Here is a 21630-nt window from a genome sequence, read left to right on the forward strand (position 1 = left end):
GGCGGGCCAGGCCGCCCCGGCGGGCCAGGCCGCCCCGGCGGGCCAGGCCGCCCCGAGCCCCGGCCCGGGGCATTGATCGGGGGCGGGCCCGCTCCGGCGATCAGGCCCGCCCCACCGCACCGACCCCGCAGCGCCGCTGCCCGGTCACAACCATCCACGAGGTACTCATGAACCTGCTCCGACCGATCTCCGCGCTCGGCTCCGCGACTCTTCTCGCGGGACTCGCGCTGACCGCGCCGGCGGCTCTCGCCTCGCCGGTCGACGCCGCGCCCGCCGTGGCGCCCGCAGCCCAGGCCGCCGTCGCCCCTGCCGACGGCTCCGCCAACGGGGGTGACACCGCCGGGAGCATCGGCTGGGTGATGTCCCGGGCCGGGTCCTGGTCCTACATCAACCCCGCCGACGGCCAGGCCATCACGGGATGGCTGCACACGGGCGGCTCCTGGTTCTACCTCGATGACGACGGCGCGCTCGTGACCGGATGGGCCGTTGTCGGCGGAGCCTGGTACTACTTCAACGCCGAGGGCCGCATGGCCACCGACTGGAGTTGGATCGACGGCGCCTGGTACTTCCTGGGCGACAAGGGCGCCATGGCGGTGGGCTGGAATCTCATCGGCGGCTCCTGGTACTACCTGGCCGACAACGGCCAGGCCGCGATGGGGTGGCTCCACAAGGGAGGCTCCTGGTACTTCCTGGGGAGCAGCGGGCGCATGGCGGTCGGCTGGGCGAGCCACCTGGGTTCCTGGTACTACTTCAATGGCTCGGGGCAGATGCTCACCGGCTGGATCGTGGACGGCTCCACCTGGTATCACCTCGACCCGTCGTCGGGGCGGATGACCGCCAGCGAGCCGGTGGCGGGCGCTGCCGGTTCCTCGGGCACCTCCGCAGCCGAGGCGAAGACCTACGCGAGCGGCCAGATGAGCGCCTGGGGCTGGGACTCCAATGAGTACTCCTGCCTGGTGAGCCTGTGGGATCGCGAGTCCGGCTGGAACTACCAGGCCCGGAGCGCCTCGGGCGCCTATGGGATCCCGCAGGCCCTGCCCGGGGGCAAGATGGCCTCAGCGGGCTCGGACTGGGCGACCAACCCTGCCACCCAGATCACCTGGGGCCTGGGCTACATCCAGGGCCGCTACGGCAGCCCCTGCGCCGCCTGGTCCCACTTCGAGAGCACCGGCTGGTACTGACCCGCCTCCCCTCGCCGAGACCGGTCGAAAATAGGAGCGAGACCGGTTCGCGAACCGGTCTCGCTCCTATTTTCGACCGGTCTCGCTCATGGGGGTCAGAAGCGGCGGCGGCGGCCGACGTTGACGATCGCCCCTTGCGGGAGGACGGTGTTCGGATCGAGGGAGCGCGGCACGGCGGCCAGGAGCACGGAGAAGACCGGTGGACGGCGCGCGGTGAGCTCGATGCGGCCCCCGTCGGCCTCCACGAGGTCCTTGGCCAGCGCCAGCCCCACGCCGGTGGAGCCGTGCCCGGACACGGAGCGCTCGAAGATGTGCGGCGCGAGCTCGTCGTCGACGCCCTCGCCCTCGTCGGCGATGTCGATGAAGACGCCGTGCCCGCCGTTGGCGCTGCGCACGGACACTGTCGTCGTCCCCGCCCCATAGCGCAGGGAATTCTCGATGACGGTGGCCAGGACCTGGGCGAGCGAGCCGGGGCTGGCGAGCACCGGCTGATCGACGTCGTCGGTCAGGACCAGCTCGCGCCCGGCCTCGGCGAAGGCCGGCCCCCATTCCTCGCGCTGCTGCTCGAAGAGCTCCCCGAGCAGGAGGGCCTCCGTGGTCCCACCACCGCTGCGGCGCGAGACCCTCAGGAGGTCGTCGACGACGCCCGTCAGCCTCTCCACCTGCTCCAGGCAAGCGTGGGCGTCGGCGCGCACCTCCTCGTCGTCGGCGATGAGCTCGATCTCCTCCAAGCGCAGGCTGAGGGAAGTCAATGGCGTGCGCAGCTGATGGGAGGCGTCGGAGGCGAACTGCCGCTCGGCGGCGAGCCTGCCGGCCACGCGCTCGGCGGAGCGCACGAGCTCGGCCTGGACGAGGTCGATCTCCTCGATCCCGGAGACCCGGATGCGGGGGCGCACCTGCCCGCTGCCCAACTGCTCGGCCTCGGCCGCCAGGTATATGAGCGGGGCGGAGATGCGCCGCGAGGCCTTCGAGGCGACCACGGACGCGGCGGCCAGGGCCACGATCGCCAGGGCGGTGCTCACCGTCACCACGGACAGGACTGTGCGCCAGCGCTCATGATCGTTATGCGCGGAGCGCGCGGCGTAGAAGATCGTCGCCGCGCCCAGGGGGACCCCCAGGAGGATGACGGCGACAAGCACCGCCGCCATGGTCATCTGGAGGGTGCGGCGTCGCATCGGATCCCCTGGGCGGAAGCGGCCTCAGGCCAGGCGGTAGCCCGCGCCCTCGGCGAGGAGGATGGCGGGGGCGTCGACGTCGTCGCCGAGCTTGCGGCGCAGCCAGGTGGCGTGCATGCCGAGCGTCGACTCCGAGCCGGTGGGGTCCTCACCCCAGACCTCCCGCAGGATGTCGTCGCTGTCGACGACGGCGCCCGCGCCGCGCACGAGGACTCGCAGGAGCTCGAACTCGCGGACGGTCAGCTGCAACTCCCGACTGCCCACGAAGGCGCGGTGGGCGGCGACGTCCACGCGGATGTCCCCGTGGGAGAGCTGGTCGACGGCGGCCTCGCCGGAGGCGCGGCGGACCTGGGCGCGCACGCGGGCGAGGAGCTCGGCGAGCCGGAAGGGCTTGGTGACGTAGTCGTCCGCGCCGGCGTCAAGGCCGACGACGTGGTCGGTGTCCTCGCTGCGGGCGGTGAGCATGAGGATGGGGATGGTCAGGCCCTGCGCGCGCACGGTCCGCGCGACGTCAAGACCATCCATGTCCGGCAGGCCGAGGTCGAGCACGAGGATGTCGGCCTCGCTGATCTCCTCCAGGGCGCCCTTGCCGGTGCCGTGGGCGCGGACCTCGTAGCCCTCGCGACCGAAGGCGCGGGCGAGGGGCTCGGAGATGGCGGGGTCGTCCTCGACGAGAAGCACTGTTGTCACGATTCAGATACTAGCCGAGTTGCCCAAGGGCGGTAATGGCGCCATCGCCATGGAGAGCGGCGCGGGCGCGCATTGACCCATTTTTCCGCGGCATCGCGGGGAAACACCCGTCTAAGGGCGGCCTGATCACCGGCGCCCCGGCCCAGCCCCGGACGGGGCCGGGGCGGAGCCGACCCAGCCCCGGACGGGGCCGGGCGGAGCCGGGCCCTCAGGCGCGCACGAGCGACCAGGGGGTGACGTTGCCCATGCCCTTGGCGACGACGTCGTGGCACTGGCGCACCCGGTAGCGCAGGGCGACGGGGCTGGCCATGAGGGCGCGGGCGGTGGCCTGGTCCATGCGGATGCCCCCGGGCTCGGCGGTGTCGACGAGGCGGGACGCGAGGTTGACGGGCGGGCCGAAGACGTCGCCGGAGCGGGACACGACGCGGCCCTCGACGAGGCTGGCGCGCACGAGGATCTCGTCGAGGCCCGACTGCAGTTCCTCGACGAGGGAGGTGACGACGTCGGCGGCGATGCTCAGGTCATCGGAGATGTACATGACGGCGTCCCCGATGGTCTTGACGACCCTCGCCCCTCGCGACGTGATGACGTCACGGGCCGTCGTCTCAAAGTCGTCGAGCATGGTGGACAGCTCCATGCGGCTCATCGTCTGGGCGCGCTGGGTGAAGGAGACGATGTCGACGAAGCCCAGGGAGCGCACGAGCGGGTAGTAGTCGGGGCCCACGCGCTCGACACCCCGCCGTGAGATCTCGGCTCCGGTGCGGTCCAGGAGCGAGGCCAGGTGGCGGCGCCACACGTAGGTGAGCTGGTCGGTCAGGGGGGCGGTGATCTCGCTGATGTGGTCCAGGACGACGAGCCGGGCGGAGGTGTCGTCCAGGCCGAGGCGTTGGCCGACGTCTGCCACGAGGGTCTCGAGTTGCCACAGGACGAGTCGGTCCATCGTGTACGACTGGGCCCTGAGCAGTTCGAGGATCGCCGAGGTCGATAGGCCGCCGGGTCCGTCCGGACCGGGGCGGCGGTCCTCCTCGGAGTCAATGAGGTCGGCGATGGCCCGCAGGGCGTCGGCGTCCTGGCGGGTGAAGCGGGCCTCGTCGTCATCCACATCCGCGAAGCCCATGGCCCGCCAGAAACTGCGCGCGAAAAGCGGGGAGACCTCGGCCGCGCCGGCGAGTTGAGGCAGCGTCAGGTCGGGCCCGTCGCCGAGCAGCAGGCGGGAATGGGTGGCGGCCGTCGCGCGGTCGGCGGAAGAGCCGGCCGCGTCATCGGGGGGCCCCGCGCTCCACTCGCCCCCGTCCCCGGGTATGAGGGCGGGCCCCTTCGTCTGATCGGGTGAGGACTCACCACCTGCTCGGGGGCCGGGAACGCGGCCCCCCGGCCGGAGCCCTTCCCCATGCGCCGACGGCGCCTCTGGCTGATTCACCCAGACAGGGTAGCGCAGGTCACAGGATTTCGTCAGGCCGACGTCAGATGTCTTGCCATCCTGAGGCCTTCATGCAACAAAGGCGCGAGATGGCGCGGCCCGCGCTCACATCATGCGCGCCCGGGAGGATCCACGGCTCGAACGCTCGCGTCCCCGGCCATGACGAGCCTCTCCGGGCCACCGTCATCCGGCCGCAGTCGGAGCCCGGGCTCAAGGCCGACGGCCGTCCCGGAGAACTCGCCGTCCGGGGCGCTCACGCGGACACGGGCCCCGAGGGTCGCGCAGGCCTCGCGTAAGTCTTGGCCGAGCGTGCCGGTGGCGGTCAGGGCCCCCTCAGGGTCCCCGCCAGCCGCCTCCCACTCCCCCAGGACCCGGAGCAGGCGCGGGGCGACGGCCCCCAGCACGGCCCCGGGGTCCGACCAGGGCCCGCCCGCGCCCAGGCTCCGCAGCGAGGCGGCCCAGGGCACGGGGAGCGCGCCCGGCGGTTGGCCGGCATTGACTCCGATGCCCAGGATGATGGCGGGCGCCTCCTCACGACGGGCGGGGGTCCCGGCCCCATCCCCAACCCCGGGCGCGGGGATGAACTCAGCGAGGATGCCCGCGATCTTGCGGGCGTGCCCCCAGCCGGGCACCTCGCCGTCAGCGCCGACCGCCCCCTCGCCAGCGGGCTCGACGACGACGTCGTTGGGCCATTTCGTGCGGACGCACCAGGGCAGGCCCTCCAGCGCGGGGACGAGGGCGTCGCGCACGGCCAGGCCCGCCAGCAGTGGGAGCCAGCCGAGGCGAGAAGCGGGCACGAGCGGCCGAAGGACGAAGGAGACGGTCAGGGCGCCACCCGGCGGGGTCACCCAGTCGCGCCCGCCCCTGCCCCGCCCGGCGGTCTGGGCGAGCGCCCGCAGCGCGGACCCGTGGGGCCAGCGGTCAGCGGCGGCGACATCAAGGCGCCCGGCGGGGGCGAGCTCCTGGCGCAGGTCGTCATTGGTCGAGCCTGTGGAGTCGACGGTCACCAGCCGGGTCGTGGCGCTCATAGGGCGAAGGCTACCCGCGGGCGTCGCCGCCCGGGCTCACCGTTCCCACCGCTGGCCCCTGGGTAGTCTGGGGCGGTGATCATTCTCGCCTCGAAGTCCACGGGCCGTCTGGCTACCCTCCGCGCAGCGGGCATCGAGCCCCGGGTGGAGGTCTCCTCGGTCAACGAGGGCTCGGTCCTGGCCGCTCTCGCCCAGCAGCGCGCCGCCGCTGGCGAGGACGCCCCCTCCCCCTCTGAGCAGGTGCTCGCCTTGGCCCGGGCCAAGGCGCTCGACGTCGCCGCCGCGCTGAGCGGCGATCCTGCCGGTGACGCGGGACCGGGGCCGGTGGAGCCCGGTGGGCGGACCGGGGCGCCCATCGTCGTGGGATGCGACTCGATGCTGGAGATCGACGGGGCCGTCGTCGGCAAGCCCCGCACGCCCGAGACAGCCCGCGAGCGCTGGCTGGCGATGCGGGGGCGCACGGGCGTGCTGCGCACCGGGCACGCCCTGGTGCGCCTAGCCGATGGGGCGGGAGCGGAGGGCGTCTCGTCGGCGATCGTCCATTTCGGCGAGCCCAGTGAGGCGGAGATCGACGCCTACATCGCCACCGGGGAGCCCCTGTGGTGCGCCGGGGCCTTCACGATCGACGGGCTGGGCGGCGCCTTCATCGAGGGCATTGAGGGCGACCCGCATGGCGTCGTCGGCATCTCGCTGCCGCTGCTGCGCGGGCTCCTGGCCGAGTTGGGAGTGACCTGGACGGACTTGTGGGGCTGAACCAGTCGGGGGCCGGGAGACGGCCGGCCTCAGTCGGCGGGGTTGAGCCGGGACATGATCTCGGCGAGCGCCTCTAGGTCCCCCCGACCGAGGCGGTCGATGACGTGCCTGCGGACGCCGTCGAGGTGCAGGGGCGCCGCTGAGCGCAGGAAGGCGAGGCCGGAGTCGGTGAGCGCGCAATTGACGCCGCGCTTGTCGGAGGGGCAGGAGCGCCGCTCGACGTACCCCTCCTTCTCCAGGCGGGTGACCGTGTGGGTGAGGCGGGAGCGGGAGTGCCCGATCATCTCGGCCAAGCCCGACATCCGCAGTTCCTTGCCCGCGGCCTCGTCGAGGCGCACGAGGATCTCGTACTCGTGCAGGGACAAGCCGACGCCGGTCTCAAGTTCGTGGTTGAGCGCGCCGGTGACGGCGGTGGCGGTGTGGAGGAAGGCGCGCCAGGCGCGCATCTCAAGGGCATCGAGTCGGGGCGATCCCGCGGCGCCGCAGCCACTGGCCGCCCGTATGGGAGCCCCGTCCGCCGGGCCCTGCCCGCAGGAGGGCGTGGAAGCGGGGGCCCGGCCGCAGGCGGGCCCATCCAGCTCCGCGAGCGCCCCTCCGTCCTTCCTGGGCATGTCTCTCCTCTCCGCGCTGGTCTGAGACGTCGGTCAGCGCCGATGGCGGTGTGCCTCGCGATAATCGATCGACCCCTGATATGTCGTTAAGTATTGAACAATCAGGACGGGATTACCAGCGATGATCACCGGGGCCGCCTGCTCATCGGCGTCAGCCGGGGCCCGCGCTCCGGCGCCGCAGCACTCTCCTGGCCCCCACGGCCGACCAGCCCGAGCCGTCATCGTCCACGATGAGGCCCGCCCCCGCGGGCCCGACGGCGAGCGCGGCCGGGAAGAGCAGGTCGAGCCCCGCGGACCCGGCAGGGGCGGCGGGTCCGACGGGGGCGGCGAGTCCGGCAGGTCCGGCGGGGGGTCCGACGGGGGCGGCGGGGGCGGGCGGAGCCACCCCGAGGCTCAGCGCGGCCAGCAGCAGGCCGTGGGCGATGACGTCGGCCCCGGTCGTCCCCAGGCCCGCCCGCCGAGCGGCGCCCGGGTGGAGGTGGATGGGGTTGTCATCGCCGGTCGCGCCCGCCCAGGCGGCCACGTCCTCTCCGCCGAGGTGGAGCCGGCGGCCAGTGGCGGCGCCCTCACCGGCGGCTCCCTCGGCGCTCCGAGGGGCGCCGGCACGGGCCGGTGAGAGGCGCCGGGCGAGGTCGTGACGGACCTGGAGAAGCGAGGGCCCGGCGAGCGGCGAGAGGCGCGCGGCGTCGTCGACGATCACCTCGGCGGTGACCTCGATGAACTCCCAGCCCCCTCGGATGGTCCTCCTCATGCGAGGCGGGGGTGGCTGGGCCGCGCCTCCGGGTGCCGGGGTGATGCGGCAGCGCCGGTGGATGAGGCCCTCCCAGGGCTCGATCATCTCGCGGGCCAGAGTCAGGGCGGCCAGCGCTGGGGCGATGGCTCCGGCGCCTTGTTGGGAGGCCGCCTCGGCGTCATCGACACCGGAGCGGGTCAGGATCCGCTCGATCACGTCCTGGGCATAGCGAAGCCCCACCAGCTCGGGGCCAGTGGGACTCGGCGCGCTCATGCCCGGATCGTATCCGGGACGCGGGGCTCAGCGGGTCTCGCGGTGATCCGTGTGCTTGCCGCAGCGCGCGCAGAACTTGGAGATCGCGAGGCGATCGGGGGTGTTCCGGCGGTTCTTCTTGGTGATGTAGTTGCGCTCCTTGCACTCCGAGCAAGCCAGAGTGATCTTGGGACGCACGTCAGCGGTCTTGGAGGCCACGTGTCTCTCCTCTGATTGATCCTCGAGCAGCCCGGGGCGGCGATGTGCTCGAACCTTGCGTAGCGGGGGAGGGACTCGAACCCTCGACCTCACGATTATGAGTCGTGCGCTCTAACCAGCTGAGCTACCTCGCCATATCATGCGCGAGGGGCCGAACAGGCCCCCCGCATCAGAGCCTCGAACGAGGATTGAACTCGTGACCTCTTCCTTACCAAGGAAGTGCTCTACCACTGAGCTATCGAGGCAACGAACGAAATCCTAAGCAGAACCGTCATGCCTGGGCAATCTGGCCCCGCGTGGGCTCGCTCACTGCGGGCCGCCCCGCCAGGGGGCGCTGATCAAAGGACCTAAGGGCCCTCTGATCATGGTGGCGGGTGAGGGATTCGAACCCCCGTAGCTTGCGCGGCTGATTTACAGTCAGCTCCCATTGGCCGCTCGGGCAACCCGCCATGCTCCACATCGCCGAGTCCAGCAGACCCGCCGCGCGGTGCCGTGGAAGAATAACAAGCCGACGGCGGAGCGCGCCAATCCCGCCCCTAGGACCCTGCTCACACGGCCCTCGCGCCCCGAGCAGCGCCGGGCAGGGGGCGGCGCGGGGCCGTCGGGCCCCGGCAGCGGGGGCACCCGACGCCCGCGAGCGCCCCGCCCGGATGACCGCGCGCACCCATCAGTGGGCCATCAGTGGAAAGGGAAGGCAATGGCCTCAGACTCCTCCTTCGACGTCGTCTCCAAGCTCGACCGCCAGGAGGTCGACAACGCCGTCAATCAGACCGCCAAGGAAATCGCCCAGCGTTATGACTTCCGCGGCGTCGGCGCCTCCGTCACCCTGGCCGGCGATGTCATCACCATGGAGGCCAACTCCGCCGAGCGCGTGCTCGCGATCCTCGACGTGCTGCAGTCCAAGCTGTTCCGGCGGGGCGTGTCCCTCAAGGCCCTCGACCTTGGCGACCGCGAGCCCAAGCCCTCGGGGAAGATCTACCGCTTGGCCTGCCCGCTCAAGGAGGGCATCAGTCAGGAGATCGCCAAGCGGATCACCAAGGCGATCCGGGATGAGGGGCCCAAGGGCGTCAAGGCCACGATCCAGGGCGATGAGGTCCGGGTGTCCTCCAAGTCCCGCGACGACCTCCAGGCCGTCATCGCCCTGCTCAAGGGCCTCGACGTCGACGCCGCCCTGCAGTTCGTCAACTACCGCTGAGACCGACGGGGCCGAGGCGCCGCCGCCCCACCCGCGCATGGCATGGGCGGGCCCGGTACGCCGTGATCCGGCTGCCGGGTACAGAGCCCCACCCGCGCATGGCATGAGCGGGCCGCTTCCGTCGCCGGGGCAGGCGCCCCGGCGCTCGGCCAAGAAGAGGGGGGTCACCGACCTCATCGCGGACCTCGCCGTCCTCTGCGTCCCTCACCACCGGCGGGATCCTCATCCTCGCCCGCGGCGGCTCCGACGAGCCCGGCGACTGCGTCGTCGCGGATGACACCGACTCCTCGAACCCTGCCGTGCGCAAGGGGGCCTGCTCCACGGGCGGTGCGCTGCGCGTTGAGGGGAGGACGAAAGAAGTCTCCGGCGTGCCGACGATCGGCTCGATGAGGAGCGGGAGGGGATTGCCCCCTCCCGCCCCTCGTCCTCCTGATCCAGTGGCCCAACGGGTTCCCGCGCTGGGCGGGCCGGTCAGTACCCGGCCATCTGCTCCAGGCGGCGAATGCGGTCGGCCATCGGGGGGTGGGTGGCGAAGAGGTTCTTCACGCGGCCGAAGGGGTTGGCGATCATCATCGAGCTCACCGGCTCCATGCGCGGGTCTCGGGCCATCGGGGCAGCCGCGATGCCGCCGTCGAGTTTGCGCAGGGCGCTGGCCAGGGCAAGCGGATCGTTGGTGAGGACCGCTCCGTCATGGTCGGCGTCGTACTCACGGGTGCGCGAGATGGCGAACTGGGTGACGGTAGCGGCCAGTGGGGCGAGGAGCGCGAGCAGGAGGACGGCCAGGCCATTGCCCTCGCGGCGGTCGCGGCCGGCGCCGAACCACAGGGCCATGGTGCCCAGCGAGGAGATGACCCCGGCGATGCCCGCGGCGATGGAGCCGGTGAGGATATCGCGGTTGTAGACGTGGGAGAGCTCGTGGCCCAGCACGCCGCGCAGCTCGCGCTCGTCGAGGAGCTGGAGGATGCCGCGGGTGCAGCACACGGCGGCATTGGCGGGGTCGCGTCCGGTGGCGAAGGCGTTGGGGCTCATCGTCGGCGCCACGTAGAGGCGCGGCATGGGCTGGCCCGAGGCCGCCGACAACTCGGCGACCACCTTGTGCATGACGGGCTCCTGGGCGGCGGTGACCTCGATGGCGCCCATGGAGCGCACGGCGAGCTTGTCCGAGTTCCAGTAGGTGTACGCGGTCTGGGCCACCCCGATAAGCGGCATGATGAGCAGGAAGATCGAGGAGCCGGTTCCCCGGGTGAGCAGGTATCCGATAAGAATGAGCAGGCCCCACATCGCGCCCAGCAAGGCGGTGGTCTTCAGGCCGTTGTGGTGGTTGGTGCCTCGGTAGATCGCCGACATGCCGCCAGGGTAGCCAAGGAGCCTGTGCGGCTCCTGTGCGCCGTCGGCACCTGCGGCGGCCCCTCGCCCCCTCCTTCCCCCCCCCTCCCCCCGCCCACCCGCGAGACCGGTCGAAAATAGGAGCGAGACCGGTCGAAATCAGCGACGATACCGGTTCATGGGGGCAGCCTCCTCGCGCCAGTCCCATCGAGGCCCCTCACGCTCCTCGACTCATAGGCCGGCCAGTGCGTCGACGTCGCCGATCGGATCGCCCGCGCTAACCCGTGGCCCCACCCACGGGCCCCGGTCGGGAGACGGCGCGCATGGGGCCGACGCGGTCATGCCTCCTGATGTGGCGCGGCGGTTCTTTCGTAGCGGGTGAGTTGACGATGTCGGTGCGGGGAGGATCGTGATGGTCTGGACGGCGGGGAGTGGCCGGGGCCGGTCAGGCCAGGTGAAGGTGTGGCCGTCACGCCGACGGCGGCGCCTGCCCGCCGCCCGTCGAGAGAAGCGCTGGGCCGACCAGGGTAGCGCCGGGCCGACCAAAACAACTCTGAGCCATCCAGAGCAACGCTGGACCATCCAGAGCAGCGCTCCCTGCGACACTCTCAAGGGCCCACCGATGCCATAGACAGCCAAGCGCTGCTTTCAACGACCAAGCGGCGCCCAGGACGCACCCGCTACGCCCGACCAAAACAACGCTGAGCCGACCAAGGCAGCGCTGGACCACCCAAGGCAGCGCTGGACCGACCAAAGCAACGCTGGACCACCCAGGGCAGCGCTCCCCGCGACGCTCACAAGGGCCCACCGATGCCATAGACAGCCAAGCACTGCTTTCGACAGCCAAGCAGCACCCAGGACGCACCCAATACGCCCGACCAAAACAACACTGGACCACCCAGAGCAACGCTGAGCCATCCAGGGCAGCGCTGAGCCGACCAAAACAACTCCGAACCATCCAGAGCAGCGCTCCCCGCAACGCTCACAAGGGCCCACCGATACCGCAGACAGCCAAGCGCTGCTTTCGACAGCCAAGCAGCACCCAGGACGCTCCCGCTACACCCGACCAAGGCAACGCTGGACCGACCAGGGCAACGCTGGACCACCCAGGGCAGCGTTGGGCCGACCAAGGCAGCGTTGGGCCGACCAAGGCAGCGCTGGACCGACCAAGGCAGCGCTCCCCGCGACGCTCACAAGGGCCCACCGATGCCGTAGACAGCCAAGCACTGCTTTCAACGACCCAGCGGTGCCCAGGACGCGCCCGACCCCCAGAAACCGTCCCACCCCTCAGAAACCGTCCCGGCCCGCGGTTGCGCCCTCAAACTGCGAGAATGAGGGCGCAACCGCGGGCCGAGACGGTAAATCAGGGCGCGCCGGCAGAACGAGGGGGCTGCGAGGCGGCCCGAGCGGTCTCCAAGACCTCTCGTCCTACCTCTCCCCCACGCGGCTCAGAGCCGGTGGGCGACGCGCTCCGGGACACGGGAGGGGTCCGGGGCGCCGATCAGGTCGGCGGGGATCTCGGTGCCGCGCGACACCGCGGTCATGGCCTCGCGGGAGACCACCTTGACGCGTTCACGGGGCTTGGACTCCCCACCGCTGACCGTCACCTCGCCGTAGGCCTCGCCCAGACCGCGCTCGTAGGCGTCGAGGAGCTCCCAGCCGTCCCAGGTGGTGAAGGGAATGCCGCGCTTGTTGAGCAGGAGCATGACGGCGTCGTGCCCGACCTGATCCTCATCGGCGGTGGTGGCGTGGAGCAGTCCCGCCTGGGCGTCGGCCACGAGGTTGGAGATGGTCTCCTGGGCGTCAGACTTGGTCGAGCCGATGAGCCCCACGGGACCGCGGCGGATCCAGCCGGTGGCGTAGATACCGGTCAGCGGCTCACCGCCCTCACCCAGGACCCGGCCGCCGGCATTGGGCAGGACGTGGCGCTCTGCGTCGAAGGGCAGGCCCTCGATGGGGCTGCCGGCGTATCCGATCGCCCGGTAAACGGCCTGGACCTCGAAGTCCCGGAACTCCCCCGTGCCCTCCACGCTCCCGTCGCCGGTCAGGCGCGTCCGCTCGACGCGCAGGCCGCGCACATGGCCCTCCTCATCGGTGAGGACCTCGCTGGGGGCGGAGAACAGGTGGATGTGGATGCGGTGGGAGGCGGTGAGGTCCTCCGGCTCGGCCATGGCGTAGCCCTCAAGGGCCTTGACCACCTGGCGCTGCTGGTTGGAGGCGGCCAGCGCCGCCTGCGAGCCCTCGTCGTACTCGAAGTCCTCCTCATCGACGAGGACGTCGACGTCGGGCTGCTTGCCGAGCTCGCGCAGCTCCAGCGGGGTGAACTTGACCTGGGCGGGGCCGCGGCGCCCGAAGACGTGCACGTCGGTGACCGGGGAGCGGCGCAACTCGGCGGCGACGTTCTCGGGGACCTCGGTGACCATGAGGTCCTCGGCGTGCTTGGCCAGGACGCGGGCGATGTCGAGGCCCACGTTGCCCACGCCGATGACGGCGACCTCCTTGGCGCTCAGGTCCCAGGTGCGCGGGTGGTCGGGGTGCCCGTCGTACCAGGAGACGAAGTCGGCGCCGCCGTGGCACTCTGGGGCGTCGACCCCGGGGATGCGCAGGGGGGCGTCGGTGTCGGCGCCGGTGGAGAAGATGAGGGCGTCGTAGTGCTCGCGCAGCTCATCGACCGTGATGTCGCGACCGACCTCGACGTTCCCGATGAGACGGATGTCCCCGCGCTGGAGGATCTTGTACAGCGCGACGATGATCTGCTTGATGCGGGGGTGATCGGGGGCGACGCCGTAGCGCACCAGGCCGTAGGGGGCGGGGAGTCGCTCGAAGAGGTCGATATTCACCTCAAGGCCGGACTTGGACAGGATGTCCGAGGCGTAGATGCCCGCGGGGCCTGCCCCGATGACGGCGACGGAGAGAGGGCGGGTGCTCACTGGGTCTGGCTCCTGGTGTGAGGGGTCTGGGGCGATCCTGGCTCGGCGCGCCGAGGAAGGCTGGGACGACGACGGGCACAGTCTAGATACTTCGGACCCCCTTACCGACAATGGCCCAGGTAATGGACGTCTCTGAGGCGGCCAAGGCGCCTTCCGGCCGCCCTGGAACGCTGCTAGGGTGGGCGGGACCGCGAACGCATTGGCCGACCCTGCCCTGAGAGGCCCCGCGATGAAGCGCCGCTCCTTCATGCTCTCCGTCCTGGGGGCCCCAGCGATCCTGCCGGGCCTCGCATCGGCCGGCTGCGCCCGGCACCCCGAGGGCGAGGTACCGCCCGGTGGGGCGACCGCCTCCTCAGCCGCGCCCTTCTCAGGGCCGTTCCCCGCGCCGTCGTCGGGCTCGTCCGACCGCGCCGCCCCAACCGCCTTCTCCCCCACCGCAGGGCTCCCGGGCCTGGACATCGACATGCTCGCCGACTCCGGGCTGGGGTGGTCGATCGAAGACCGCTTCGTGTTCCGCAGCGACCACCCCAGCTGGTGGTACGCGGACCTGTCCACGGGCACGCTCAGGGTCCTCACCGCCGACGGCGGGGCGCTGGGCTTCACGGAGGCGACCGTCTCCGACCTCGGGCGCGGGGGCGATCCCCAAGGGGCCACCCAGGCACTCTCGGACGCCGCGGCCGTCGTCGACCCGCGCGGCGCCTGCGCCTACAGCCTGACCACGGCGGTGGAGATGGGGCCGCCCCAGGCCGGGCGATGGTCGGCCACGGTCCTCAAGACTGAGCTGGTCTCGGGGAGGGTCCTGGCCTCCCGGGAGCTGGTGCTGCCCGCGAGCGCCCCGACGGCGAAGGGATCGGCGCGCCTGGCCGTGTCCTCGGACGCGCTGCGCCTCACCGTGGCGCTGGCGCCCCCGCCGGGCGGCCCGGCCGGCCCCTGCTGGATCGAGGTGCTCTCCACCGCTGATCTCACCACTGTCCTCACCAGCCCTCAGGGCCAGGCGCCCACCGTGCTCGCGGGCATGAGTGGCGACGCCGTGATGGTCGGCGCGACGCCGCCCGCTGCTTCCTCACCGGCTTCGCCGCCGTACCGCGTCCTGTCCACCACCAATGGCTCCCTCCTCCTGGAGGTTCCCACCAGTCAGGCCCACCTGCTGGATGGGTGGCTCTACTGGGCCGGGCCCGACCAGGCCTCCTGGCGGGCCATGGACCTGGGCACCCGCGCCACCGCGGATCTGGGCGCGGGCCCACCCGGGGCGGCGAGCCACCCGGAGGCCTGGAGCGCCGGCGCCTACTCCGTCATCCGGACCCCGGCGGCCGCCGACCTGCGCGAGCTCGGCTCCCCCACCCCGACCTTCACGTGGCCCAACGCCGACGGCGCGGTCCCCACCGGCCTGGCGGTCTACGACGACGTGCTCTACACGGTCTTCGACTCGCGGCCCGGGGAGGTAGTGCTCACCGATCTGCGCACGGGCGAGGAACTGACCACCGCGCTCATCCCCGGCGATCTCACCTCGAACGCCGCCGGGGCGCTGGAGGTGACCCATGAGGGGATCGGGGTGATGGACCCCCGCGGGCGGGCGTCCTTCTACGCCGCGACGGCGTGGCGCTGAGCCCGCCAGGGGCGCGGCGCCTCAGCGCGCGGGCCCCCGCTCCTCAGCGCGCGGGCTCCCGCTCGTCGTCGACGACGCGGCCGGCCTCGAGGGTGAGGCAGCGGTCGGCGATCCGACGGGCCTGCTCGTCATGGCTGACGAGGAGCACGAGGGCGCCCTCCCGGGCGGCCTGGGCCGCGGCGTCGTGGATGATGCCGGTGGAGCGGGCATCGGCGGCCGCGGTCGGCTCGTCCATGAGCAGGATGTCGGGCCGGCTGACGAGGGCCTGGGCGACCAGGACCCGCTGACGCTGCCCGCCGGAGACCTCGGAGAGCTGGCGGTCGGCGAGGTCGGCGATGCCCAGGACTCCCATCACCTCGCCCACGCGCCGCTTGTGGGCGCGGTTCAGGGGGCGCAGGAACCCGGCGTCCCCCCAGCAGCCCATGGCGACGGCGGCGCGGACCGTCAGCGGCATGCGCTCGGGGATCGGCGGGGCCTGGGGTACGAGGGAGAGCCTCGCGTTGGCGGGGCGGCGCTCGATGCGACCGCCCGCCAGGGGCAGGATCCCCGCGACGGCGGCCAGGAGGGTGGACTTGCCCGAGCCGTTGGGGCCGAAGAGGCAGGTGACCTCACCCGGGGCCAGGTCCAGGCTCACGCCGTCGAGGGCGAGCACCTCGCCCCTGCGCACGACGGCGCCGCGCAGGGCGAGGCCGCCCGGAGCCTCCGCGCTGGCCGCGGGGCGCGCCGCCGCGGGGCCCGGCCCGGAGGACGGGAGGTCGGGGGCCGCGGGCGCGCTCGCTGAGTCCCGCTGAGGGGTGGGAAGACGCATGCCGTGAGCATAGCGTGACAACCGCGAACGATTATCGTTACGCTTCGCGGGTGCACTACCTCCTCGACCCGCTCTCCCTCGGGTTCTTCTCCAATGCCCTGACCGGAGGGGTCCTCGCGGCGCTGGTCTGCTCGGTGGCGGGCACCTGGGTGGTCATCCGGGGCATGGGATTCCTCGGGGAGGCCATCGGCCACGGCATGCTGCCGGGGGTGGCGATCAGCGCCCTCATCGGGCTGCCCACACTGGCCGGCGCCGCGCTCAGCGCCACCGCCATGGGCGTGCTCGTCGCCCTCCTGTCCCGGCGGGCCCGCCTCTCCCAGGACACCGCCATCGGCATCACCTTCGTCCTCATGCTGTCCCTGGGCGTGATCATCGTCTCCCGGTCCCGCTCCTTCGCCACGGATATCACCGCGATCCTCTTCGGCGACATCCTGGGGATCAGGAGTGATGAGATCACCGTGCTCATCGGCACGCTTATCGTCGTCCTCATCGTGGGCGCCATCATGATCCGCCCCTTGACGGCGCTGTCCCTCGATCCGGGCATCGCGCTGACCCTGGGGATGCGCCCGGCGCTGGCCCAGGCCGGCCTGACCCTCCTGATCATCGCGGCCGTCGTCGCCTCCTACCGGGCCGTGGGCACCCTGCTGGTGGTGGCGCTCCTCGTCGCCCCGCCGGCCACGGCCGCGCTGTGGTCGAAGTCGATCCTCGCGATGACCGCCTGGGCGGCCGTCATCTCCAGCGCCTGCGTCGTCGTGGGCCTCTACATCTCCCTGTACGCGGACACGGCCGGCGGCGCCACCATCACCGCCACGGCCGCGGGCGTCTTCCTCCTGGCCTCCGGGGCCGCCGCGCTGACCGGCCGGCGCCGCTCGGGCAGGCCCCTCCTGTCCCCCACAACCCCGAAGGAGCACGCGTGAGACTCCCCCAGCCCTCCCAGCACATCCGCGGAGCCGTCCGCGGCGGCCGTGCCGGAACCGCCGCCGTCGCGTGGCTGGCCGCCGCCCTCGCCCTCAGCGCCTGCTCCGGGGGCTCGCCCTCCGACGGCGCCGCGAGCGCCTCCCCGTCAGGCACCTCGGAGGCCAGCGCGGCCGCCCAGGGTGATGGGCACGGCCACATCGACGGCGCCACGGAACTCTCCGAGGCGCCCCTGTCCCTGGTGACCGCCTCCTCCGACGGCCAGGTGAGCCTCCTCGACCTCGCCGCCGACGGCGCCCCGGCCCCCATCACCTCACTGCCCGGCCTGACCGCCACCGCGTCGGACTCCCGATTCGTGGCCCTCACCGGGCCGGACGGCGCGCTCAGCCTGGTGGACTCCGGGGCGTGGACCTGGGACCACGGCGACCACCAGCACTTCTACCGCGCCGCCTCCCGGGACCTGGGCGCCCTGGGGATGAGCGGGAAGGCCAGCGTGGCCTCCACCAACGCCCGCACCGTCATCGCCTCGGGCACCACCGCCACGGTCCTGGACCGCCAGGCCTTGGGGCAGGGGCGTCAGAGCGCCCTGACCACGGCCACCATCGACGCCGGGTCCTTCGCCGCTCCACTGGGAGAGCGGACCGTCCTGGTCTCCGGGGGCCAGGCGAGCATCATCGACGACGCCGGCAGTGCCGTCGGCCAGGGCGTCGCCTGCGCGGCGGCGTCGGGCGGGGCGCTGACCCGCGCCGGCATCGTCCTGGGCTGCCAGGGCGGCGCCGTCGTCGCGCCGGAGCCCTCCTCGACCGCGACCGCCGAGCCGCCCTCCCTGACGTGGGTCCCCCTGCCGGAGGAGGCCGCCGGGACGAAGATCGTCTCCCTGTCCAACCGGGCCCGCCGCTCCCAGGTGGTGGCCCTGGATGAGAACGGTGGCGCCTGGCTCCTCAGCGTGCGGGCCAGGAGCTGGACGAGGGTGGCCTTCGGGGCGCCCGTCGTCGCCGTGTCCGCGATGGACGACACGCACAAGCGGGTCGTGGGCGTGGACGCCGAGGGGCGCGTGCGCGTGTGGGCCGACGGCGCCGAGGCCACGGTCACCGAGCCCATCGCCAACCCCGGCCTCGCCGCGGCCGCCGGCCTTCGGGTCACTCCCAAGCGCGTCTACGCCCCCGGCGCCGATGGCGCCTCCGTCCTGGAGATCGACGCGGCTGACTCCGCCCGCGTGGCCCGGACGATCCCCGCTGCCGGCCTCGTCTCCTTCGAGGTGGTGGGGGCATGAGGCGCCGGGACCTGCTCACGCTCCTCGCGCTGTCACCCCTGGGCGCCGTCGCCGCCTGCGACGGCCCCAAGGAGAAGACCGGAAAGCCGTCGATCGTGGTCACCACGAACATCCTGGGAGATGTCGTCACCCAGGTGGTGGGTGACCAGGCGAGCGTCACCACCCTCATGGCGCCCAACGCGGACCCGCACTCCTTCGGTATCTCCGCCAAGCAGACCCTGGCCATGCGCGACGCTGCTCTCCTGGTGACCAATGGCCTGGGCCTGGAAGAGGGGCTGGCCAGCAATATCGAGAGCGCCAAGGGGGACGGCGTCACGCTGTTCACCGCCGGGGAGCAGTTCACTCCCATCGAGTACTCCTCCGATGATGCCTCCGGCCCCGACCCGCACTTCTGGACCGACCCCACCAGGATGATCGACGTCGTCAACGGGCTGGAGGGCGCGCTCGGGAAGGTGTCCGGGATCGATGCCTCCGCCCTGTCCGCCTCCGCCGCGGCCTACCGCGACAGGCTCACCGCGGCCGACAAGGACATGGCCACCCGCTTCGGCGCGATCCCCCAGGACAAGCGCGCCCTGGTCACCAACCACCACGTGTTCGGATATATGGCGGCCCGCTACGGCTTCCGCCTCATCGGCGCCGTCATCCCCGGCGGCTCCACGCTCGCCGCCCCCAGCGCCTCGGACCTGGAGGAGCTCTCGACGGCGGTGCGCGACGCCGGCGTGAGCGCGATCTTCGCCGACACCTCGCACTCCGACAAGCTCATCACCGCCCTCAAGGAGTCCGCCGGGCAGGACATCCAGGTGGTCTCCCTGTTCACCGAATCCCTGTCCGCCCCCGACGGCGAGGCGCCCACCTACCTGGACATGCTCGCCGTCAACACAGACCGCATCACCACGGCCCTCACCGCGTGAGGACCGATCACCGCCGATGACACGCCCCAGCCAGAAAGGACATCTCATGTCATCCTCTATCTCGTCACGCCCGCGCCTGGTCGGCGCCACGCGGCGCGCCGCCGTCATCGCCGCCCTGAGCGCCACGGCCCTGGCCCTGGGCGCCTGCGGCTCAGGCTCGAAGGGTGCCTCGGCCACCACGGCTGCCTCCGCGACCGCCGCCATGAGCGCCTCCGCCGAGGCCCACGAGCACCACCACGGCTCGGACCGCTTCGTCTTCGCCTACGACGGCGGCGTCAAGGTCGTCAACGCCTCCACCTTGGAGGAGGTCGCCGACTTCCCCATGAGCGGCTTCCTGCGCCTCAACCCCTTCGGCGACAACGAGCACGTCCTGATCACCACCGAGTCCGGCTTCCGGGTCCTGTCCACCGGGGCCGGCGGCGGCGAGGCGAAGCTCACCGACCTCGTCTTCCCGGCAAACAAGGGCGGGCACGTGACGCCCCACGGCGGCTGGACCGGCCTGTTCGCCGACGGCAGCGGGGAGATCACCTTCGTCAAGACCGACGCCCTGGGCCACGACGCCGATGAGACCGTCACCAGCCTGCCGAGCACCGAGAAGATCGCCTCCGAGGAGGCCCACCACGGCGTGGCCGTCAAGCTCTCCGACGGCACGGTCATCCGCACCCTGGGGAACTCTGAGTCCCGCAAGGGGGCACTGGCCCAGGACGCCTCGGGCACCGAGCTCACCCGCAACGAGGAGTGCCCCGGGGTCCATGGCGAGGGCGTCATGAAGGATGAGGCCGCCATGCTCGGCTGCGAGAACGGCGTCCTGCTGTACAAGGGCGGCTCCTTCACCAAGATCGCCAGCCCTGACGCCGACTACGGGCGCGTGGGCAACTCCTACACCACCACCTCCTCCCCCATCGCGGTCACCGACTACAAGGACGACCGCGACGCCGAGGGCGTCAACCTGCACCGCGTCGGCCTGCTCGACTCGGCCGCCGGCACCTTCTCCGTCGTCAACATGCCCGCGGGCGCGGAGTACACGTGGCGCGGCATCAAGCGCGACGGCGAAGACAACGCCTGGGTGCTCGGCACCGACGGGGCCCTGCACAAGCTCGACCCCGCCTCGGGGTCCTTCGTCGACTCGATCCCCGTGATCGCCGCCTGGCAGCCGCCGGCCAAGTGGCAGGACGCCCACCCGGCCCTCCAGATCTCCGGCACGACCGCCTGGGTGACCGAGCCGGCCACGAACAGCGTCCACAAGGTGGACCTCACCAACGGGGAGAAGACCACCAAGGCCTACTCGGTGACCCCCAACGAGGTCGCCTTCGCCAAGCACACGCACGCCGATGGCTCCGAGCACCACGACGAGGAGCACGAGGAGCACCACGACGGGCAGCACCACGACGAGGAGCACGAGCACGAGCACACGGCTGAGGCCACGCACTGAGCTCATGAAGGAGGCGGGCCCCACGGCGCAGAGCCGTGGGGCCCGCCTCGCGCTCTGCGGAGGGGTGGAGGGCCGCACGGCCCTCCGTGTCAAGGACCGGCCTCAGGCGGCCCGGTCGACGAGTTGGTGGGCGAAGTCCTCGAGCAGGCCCCGCACCACCCGGGCGCGCTCGCGGGCGTCGGCCAGGGCGGTCCTCAGATCGTCCTCGGCGACGCCGCCTGAGGCCAGGCGCTCGCGGGTCGCGGCGAGGACGGCTTCCTCCAGGCCCTCCAGGCCGGCGATGGCCTCGTCAGCCCAGGACACCGCCATCTGCCGAGTGCGCTGGAGAACGGGGTGGGCGCGCAGGCGCGCGACGACCCCGGCGAGGACGGCGGGATCGCGCAGGTCCGCGGAGGACAAGTCGGAGAGGATCGACTGGCCCGCGGCGTCGAGCTCGCCCGCGGCCAGGGCGGTGCGCAGCAGGAGGACGGGCATCGTGTCCACGCCCTCGATGAGGTCCGTTCCGGGGGTCTTGCCGGTGGTCTCGGAGTCGGAGGCCAGGTCGATGACGTCGTCGGCGAGTTGGAAGGCGATGCCGATCCGCTCGCCGAACTCCTCGACGATGGCCTCGACCACGGGGCCCGCGCCGGTGAGCATGGCGCCGTAGCGGGCGGAGACGGCGATGAGGGAGCCGGTCTTGTCCGCGAGCACCTGGATGTAGTGGTCCACCGGGTCGGTTCCCGCCGGACGGCCGAGGGTCTCGTGGAGTTGGCCGGTGCACAAGCGCTCGAAGGTGCGCGCGTGGGCGAGGGTCGCCTCCGGGCCGAGGGCGGCGATGAGCTGGGAGGAGCGGGCCACGAGGATGTCGCCCGCGAGAATGGCCGCCGAGTTCCCCCAGACGGTCTGGGCGCTGGGGGCGCCGCGGCGCAGGGGGGCATCGTCCATGACGTCGTCGTGGTAGAGCGTGGCGATGTGGGTCAGCTCCACGGCCACGCCCGCGTCCCTCACCGCCTCACCGGTGGCGAGCTCGGGGTCGCCGAGCTGGGCGGTCAGGAGGACGAGGGCGGGGCGCAGGCGCTTGCCCCCGGCCCGGGCCAGGTGGGAGGTGGGAGGGTTGATGGTCTCGTCGGCGTTGCTGACGATCGCCATGAGCCGCTCCTCCACGGCGTCGAGGGCAGGGGCCATGCGGCCCT

At 72.2% G+C, this 21630-nt stretch carries 19 protein-coding genes and 3 tRNA genes; 8 read left to right on the forward strand and 14 right to left on the reverse strand.

Features of this window, described 5'->3' with window-relative positions:
* Window positions 1–167: 167 nt before the first annotated feature.
* Window positions 168–1181 (forward strand): hypothetical protein, encoded by a 1014-nt coding sequence (locus GVV75_RS02435; RefSeq protein ID WP_159813330.1) that lies wholly within the window; start codon window positions 168–170, stop codon window positions 1179–1181.
* A 95-nt stretch (window positions 1182–1276) separates the two neighbouring features.
* Here the strand turns inward: GVV75_RS02435 and GVV75_RS02440 are convergent, their stop codons facing one another.
* From GVV75_RS02440 to GVV75_RS02455, 4 genes are all read right to left on the reverse strand, one after another.
* Window positions 1277–2356: a sensor histidine kinase gene (locus tag GVV75_RS02440; protein WP_159524570.1), complete on the reverse strand. Its 1080-nt coding sequence runs from the start codon at window positions 2354–2356 to the stop codon at window positions 1277–1279.
* 24 nt (window positions 2357–2380) lie between these two features.
* A complete protein-coding gene (locus tag GVV75_RS02445) occupies window positions 2381–3046 on the reverse strand; it encodes a response regulator transcription factor (protein WP_159524571.1) in 666 nt (221 codons plus the stop codon).
* A 208-nt stretch (window positions 3047–3254) separates the two neighbouring features.
* The gene (locus GVV75_RS02450) at window positions 3255–4466 is read right to left on the reverse strand and encodes an adenylate/guanylate cyclase domain-containing protein (protein ID WP_413227766.1); all 1212 of its coding nucleotides are present in this window, start codon (window positions 4464–4466) and stop codon (window positions 3255–3257) included.
* Window positions 4467–4576: 110 nt separating this feature from the next.
* On the reverse strand, window positions 4577–5494 hold the full coding sequence (locus GVV75_RS02455; RefSeq protein ID WP_159813332.1) for a biotin--[acetyl-CoA-carboxylase] ligase: 918 nt from the start codon (window positions 5492–5494) through the stop codon (window positions 4577–4579).
* A 75-nt stretch (window positions 5495–5569) separates the two neighbouring features.
* Here GVV75_RS02455 and GVV75_RS02460 point away from each other — a divergent pair, with 75 nt between their 5' ends.
* Window positions 5570–6247: a Maf family protein gene (locus tag GVV75_RS02460; protein ID WP_159813334.1), complete on the forward strand. Its 678-nt coding sequence runs from the start codon at window positions 5570–5572 to the stop codon at window positions 6245–6247.
* Window positions 6248–6276: 29 nt separating this feature from the next.
* Here GVV75_RS02460 and GVV75_RS02465 read toward each other — a convergent pair whose 3' ends face one another.
* From GVV75_RS02465 to GVV75_RS02490, 6 genes are all read right to left on the reverse strand, one after another.
* On the reverse strand, window positions 6277–6858 hold the full coding sequence (locus tag GVV75_RS02465) for a MarR family winged helix-turn-helix transcriptional regulator (protein WP_236263362.1): 582 nt from the start codon (window positions 6856–6858) through the stop codon (window positions 6277–6279).
* A gap of 151 nt (window positions 6859–7009) precedes the next feature.
* Window positions 7010–7864 (reverse strand): MaoC/PaaZ C-terminal domain-containing protein, encoded by an 855-nt coding sequence (locus GVV75_RS02470; protein ID WP_159813336.1) that lies wholly within the window; start codon window positions 7862–7864, stop codon window positions 7010–7012.
* A gap of 27 nt (window positions 7865–7891) precedes the next feature.
* Window positions 7892–8062, reverse strand: coding sequence for a 50S ribosomal protein L33 (rpmG, locus tag GVV75_RS02475; RefSeq protein WP_159524576.1), 171 nt, complete (start codon window positions 8060–8062; stop codon window positions 7892–7894).
* A 60-nt stretch (window positions 8063–8122) separates the two neighbouring features.
* Window positions 8123–8196: transfer RNA gene (locus GVV75_RS02480), tRNA-Met, on the reverse strand.
* A 39-nt stretch (window positions 8197–8235) separates the two neighbouring features.
* A tRNA-Thr gene (locus GVV75_RS02485) sits at window positions 8236–8307 on the reverse strand.
* Window positions 8308–8427: 120 nt separating this feature from the next.
* A tRNA-Tyr gene (locus tag GVV75_RS02490) sits at window positions 8428–8511 on the reverse strand.
* A 248-nt stretch (window positions 8512–8759) separates the two neighbouring features.
* Between GVV75_RS02490 and GVV75_RS02495 the strand changes: the two genes are divergently transcribed.
* Window positions 8760–9257 (forward strand): YajQ family cyclic di-GMP-binding protein, encoded by a 498-nt coding sequence (locus GVV75_RS02495; protein ID WP_159524577.1) that lies wholly within the window; start codon window positions 8760–8762, stop codon window positions 9255–9257.
* Window positions 9258–9728: 471 nt separating this feature from the next.
* Here the strand turns inward: GVV75_RS02495 and htpX are convergent, their stop codons facing one another.
* Together htpX and GVV75_RS02505 are read right to left on the reverse strand one after the other, a co-directional pair.
* The gene (gene htpX / locus GVV75_RS02500; protein WP_159524578.1) at window positions 9729–10604 is read right to left on the reverse strand and encodes a zinc metalloprotease HtpX; all 876 of its coding nucleotides are present in this window, start codon (window positions 10602–10604) and stop codon (window positions 9729–9731) included.
* Window positions 10605–12031: 1427 nt separating this feature from the next.
* Window positions 12032–13513 (reverse strand): FAD-dependent oxidoreductase, encoded by a 1482-nt coding sequence (locus tag GVV75_RS02505; RefSeq protein ID WP_159524579.1) that lies wholly within the window; start codon window positions 13511–13513, stop codon window positions 12032–12034.
* 229 nt (window positions 13514–13742) lie between these two features.
* Here GVV75_RS02505 and GVV75_RS02510 point away from each other — a divergent pair, with 229 nt between their 5' ends.
* Window positions 13743–15119, forward strand: a complete 1377-nt coding sequence (locus GVV75_RS02510; protein WP_159813338.1) for a hypothetical protein — start codon at window positions 13743–13745, stop codon at window positions 15117–15119.
* Window positions 15120–15162: 43 nt separating this feature from the next.
* On the opposite strand, the gene GVV75_RS02515 is transcribed toward GVV75_RS02510, so the two are convergent.
* Window positions 15163–15927, reverse strand: a complete 765-nt coding sequence (locus tag GVV75_RS02515; protein ID WP_159813340.1) for a metal ABC transporter ATP-binding protein — start codon at window positions 15925–15927, stop codon at window positions 15163–15165.
* 50 nt (window positions 15928–15977) lie between these two features.
* Between GVV75_RS02515 and aztB the strand changes: the two genes are divergently transcribed.
* From aztB to GVV75_RS02535, 4 genes are read left to right on the forward strand one after another with little or no spacing between them, the layout of a single operon-like run.
* On the forward strand, window positions 15978–16844 hold the full coding sequence (aztB, locus tag GVV75_RS02520) for a zinc ABC transporter permease AztB (protein ID WP_159625600.1): 867 nt from the start codon (window positions 15978–15980) through the stop codon (window positions 16842–16844).
* Window positions 16841–18115, forward strand: coding sequence for a hypothetical protein (locus GVV75_RS02525; RefSeq protein ID WP_159813342.1), 1275 nt, complete (start codon window positions 16841–16843; stop codon window positions 18113–18115). Before aztB ends, GVV75_RS02525 begins: the two co-directional genes overlap by 4 nt.
* Complete coding sequence (locus tag GVV75_RS02530) at window positions 18112–19026, forward strand: metal ABC transporter substrate-binding protein (protein ID WP_159523626.1); 915 nt, start codon at window positions 18112–18114, stop codon at window positions 19024–19026. Before GVV75_RS02525 ends, GVV75_RS02530 begins: the two co-directional genes overlap by 4 nt.
* Window positions 19027–19072: 46 nt before the next feature.
* Window positions 19073–20458 (forward strand): hypothetical protein, encoded by a 1386-nt coding sequence (locus tag GVV75_RS02535; protein WP_175993999.1) that lies wholly within the window; start codon window positions 19073–19075, stop codon window positions 20456–20458.
* A gap of 102 nt (window positions 20459–20560) precedes the next feature.
* Here GVV75_RS02535 and GVV75_RS02540 read toward each other — a convergent pair whose 3' ends face one another.
* Window positions 20561–21622: a polyprenyl synthetase family protein gene (locus tag GVV75_RS02540; protein ID WP_159813502.1), complete on the reverse strand. Its 1062-nt coding sequence runs from the start codon at window positions 21620–21622 to the stop codon at window positions 20561–20563.
* Window positions 21623–21630 lie beyond the last annotated feature (8 nt).

Source organism: Actinomyces sp. zg328 (assembly GCF_009829635.1).
Lineage (GTDB): Bacteria > Actinomycetota > Actinomycetes > Actinomycetales > Actinomycetaceae > Actinomyces > Actinomyces marmotae.

Bases quoted from the DNA above. Each gene is read 5' to 3' on its own strand.
- GVV75_RS02435 (WP_159813330.1), top strand. From the start codon at position 168: ATGAACCTGCTCCGACCGATCTCCGCGCTCGGCTCCGCGACTCTTCTC.
- GVV75_RS02440 (WP_159524570.1), bottom strand. From the start codon at position 2,356: ATGCGACGCCGCACCCTCCAGATGACCATGGCGGCGGTGCTTGTCGCC.
- GVV75_RS02455 (WP_159813332.1), bottom strand. From the start codon at position 5,494: ATGAGCGCCACGACCCGGCTGGTGACCGTCGACTCCACAGGCTCGACC.
- GVV75_RS02465 (WP_236263362.1), bottom strand. From the start codon at position 6,858: ATGCCCAGGAAGGACGGAGGGGCGCTCGCGGAGCTGGATGGGCCCGCC.
- GVV75_RS02470 (WP_159813336.1), bottom strand. From the start codon at position 7,864: ATGAGCGCGCCGAGTCCCACTGGCCCCGAGCTGGTGGGGCTTCGCTAT.
- GVV75_RS02495 (WP_159524577.1), top strand. From the start codon at position 8,760: ATGGCCTCAGACTCCTCCTTCGACGTCGTCTCCAAGCTCGACCGCCAG.
- htpX (WP_159524578.1), bottom strand. From the start codon at position 10,604: ATGTCGGCGATCTACCGAGGCACCAACCACCACAACGGCCTGAAGACC.
- GVV75_RS02510 (WP_159813338.1), top strand. From the start codon at position 13,743: ATGAAGCGCCGCTCCTTCATGCTCTCCGTCCTGGGGGCCCCAGCGATC.
- GVV75_RS02515 (WP_159813340.1), bottom strand. From the start codon at position 15,927: ATGCGTCTTCCCACCCCTCAGCGGGACTCAGCGAGCGCGCCCGCGGCC.
- GVV75_RS02530 (WP_159523626.1), top strand. From the start codon at position 18,112: ATGAGGCGCCGGGACCTGCTCACGCTCCTCGCGCTGTCACCCCTGGGC.
- GVV75_RS02535 (WP_175993999.1), top strand. From the start codon at position 19,073: ATGTCATCCTCTATCTCGTCACGCCCGCGCCTGGTCGGCGCCACGCGG.
- GVV75_RS02540 (WP_159813502.1), bottom strand. From the start codon at position 21,622: ATGGCCCCTGCCCTCGACGCCGTGGAGGAGCGGCTCATGGCGATCGTC.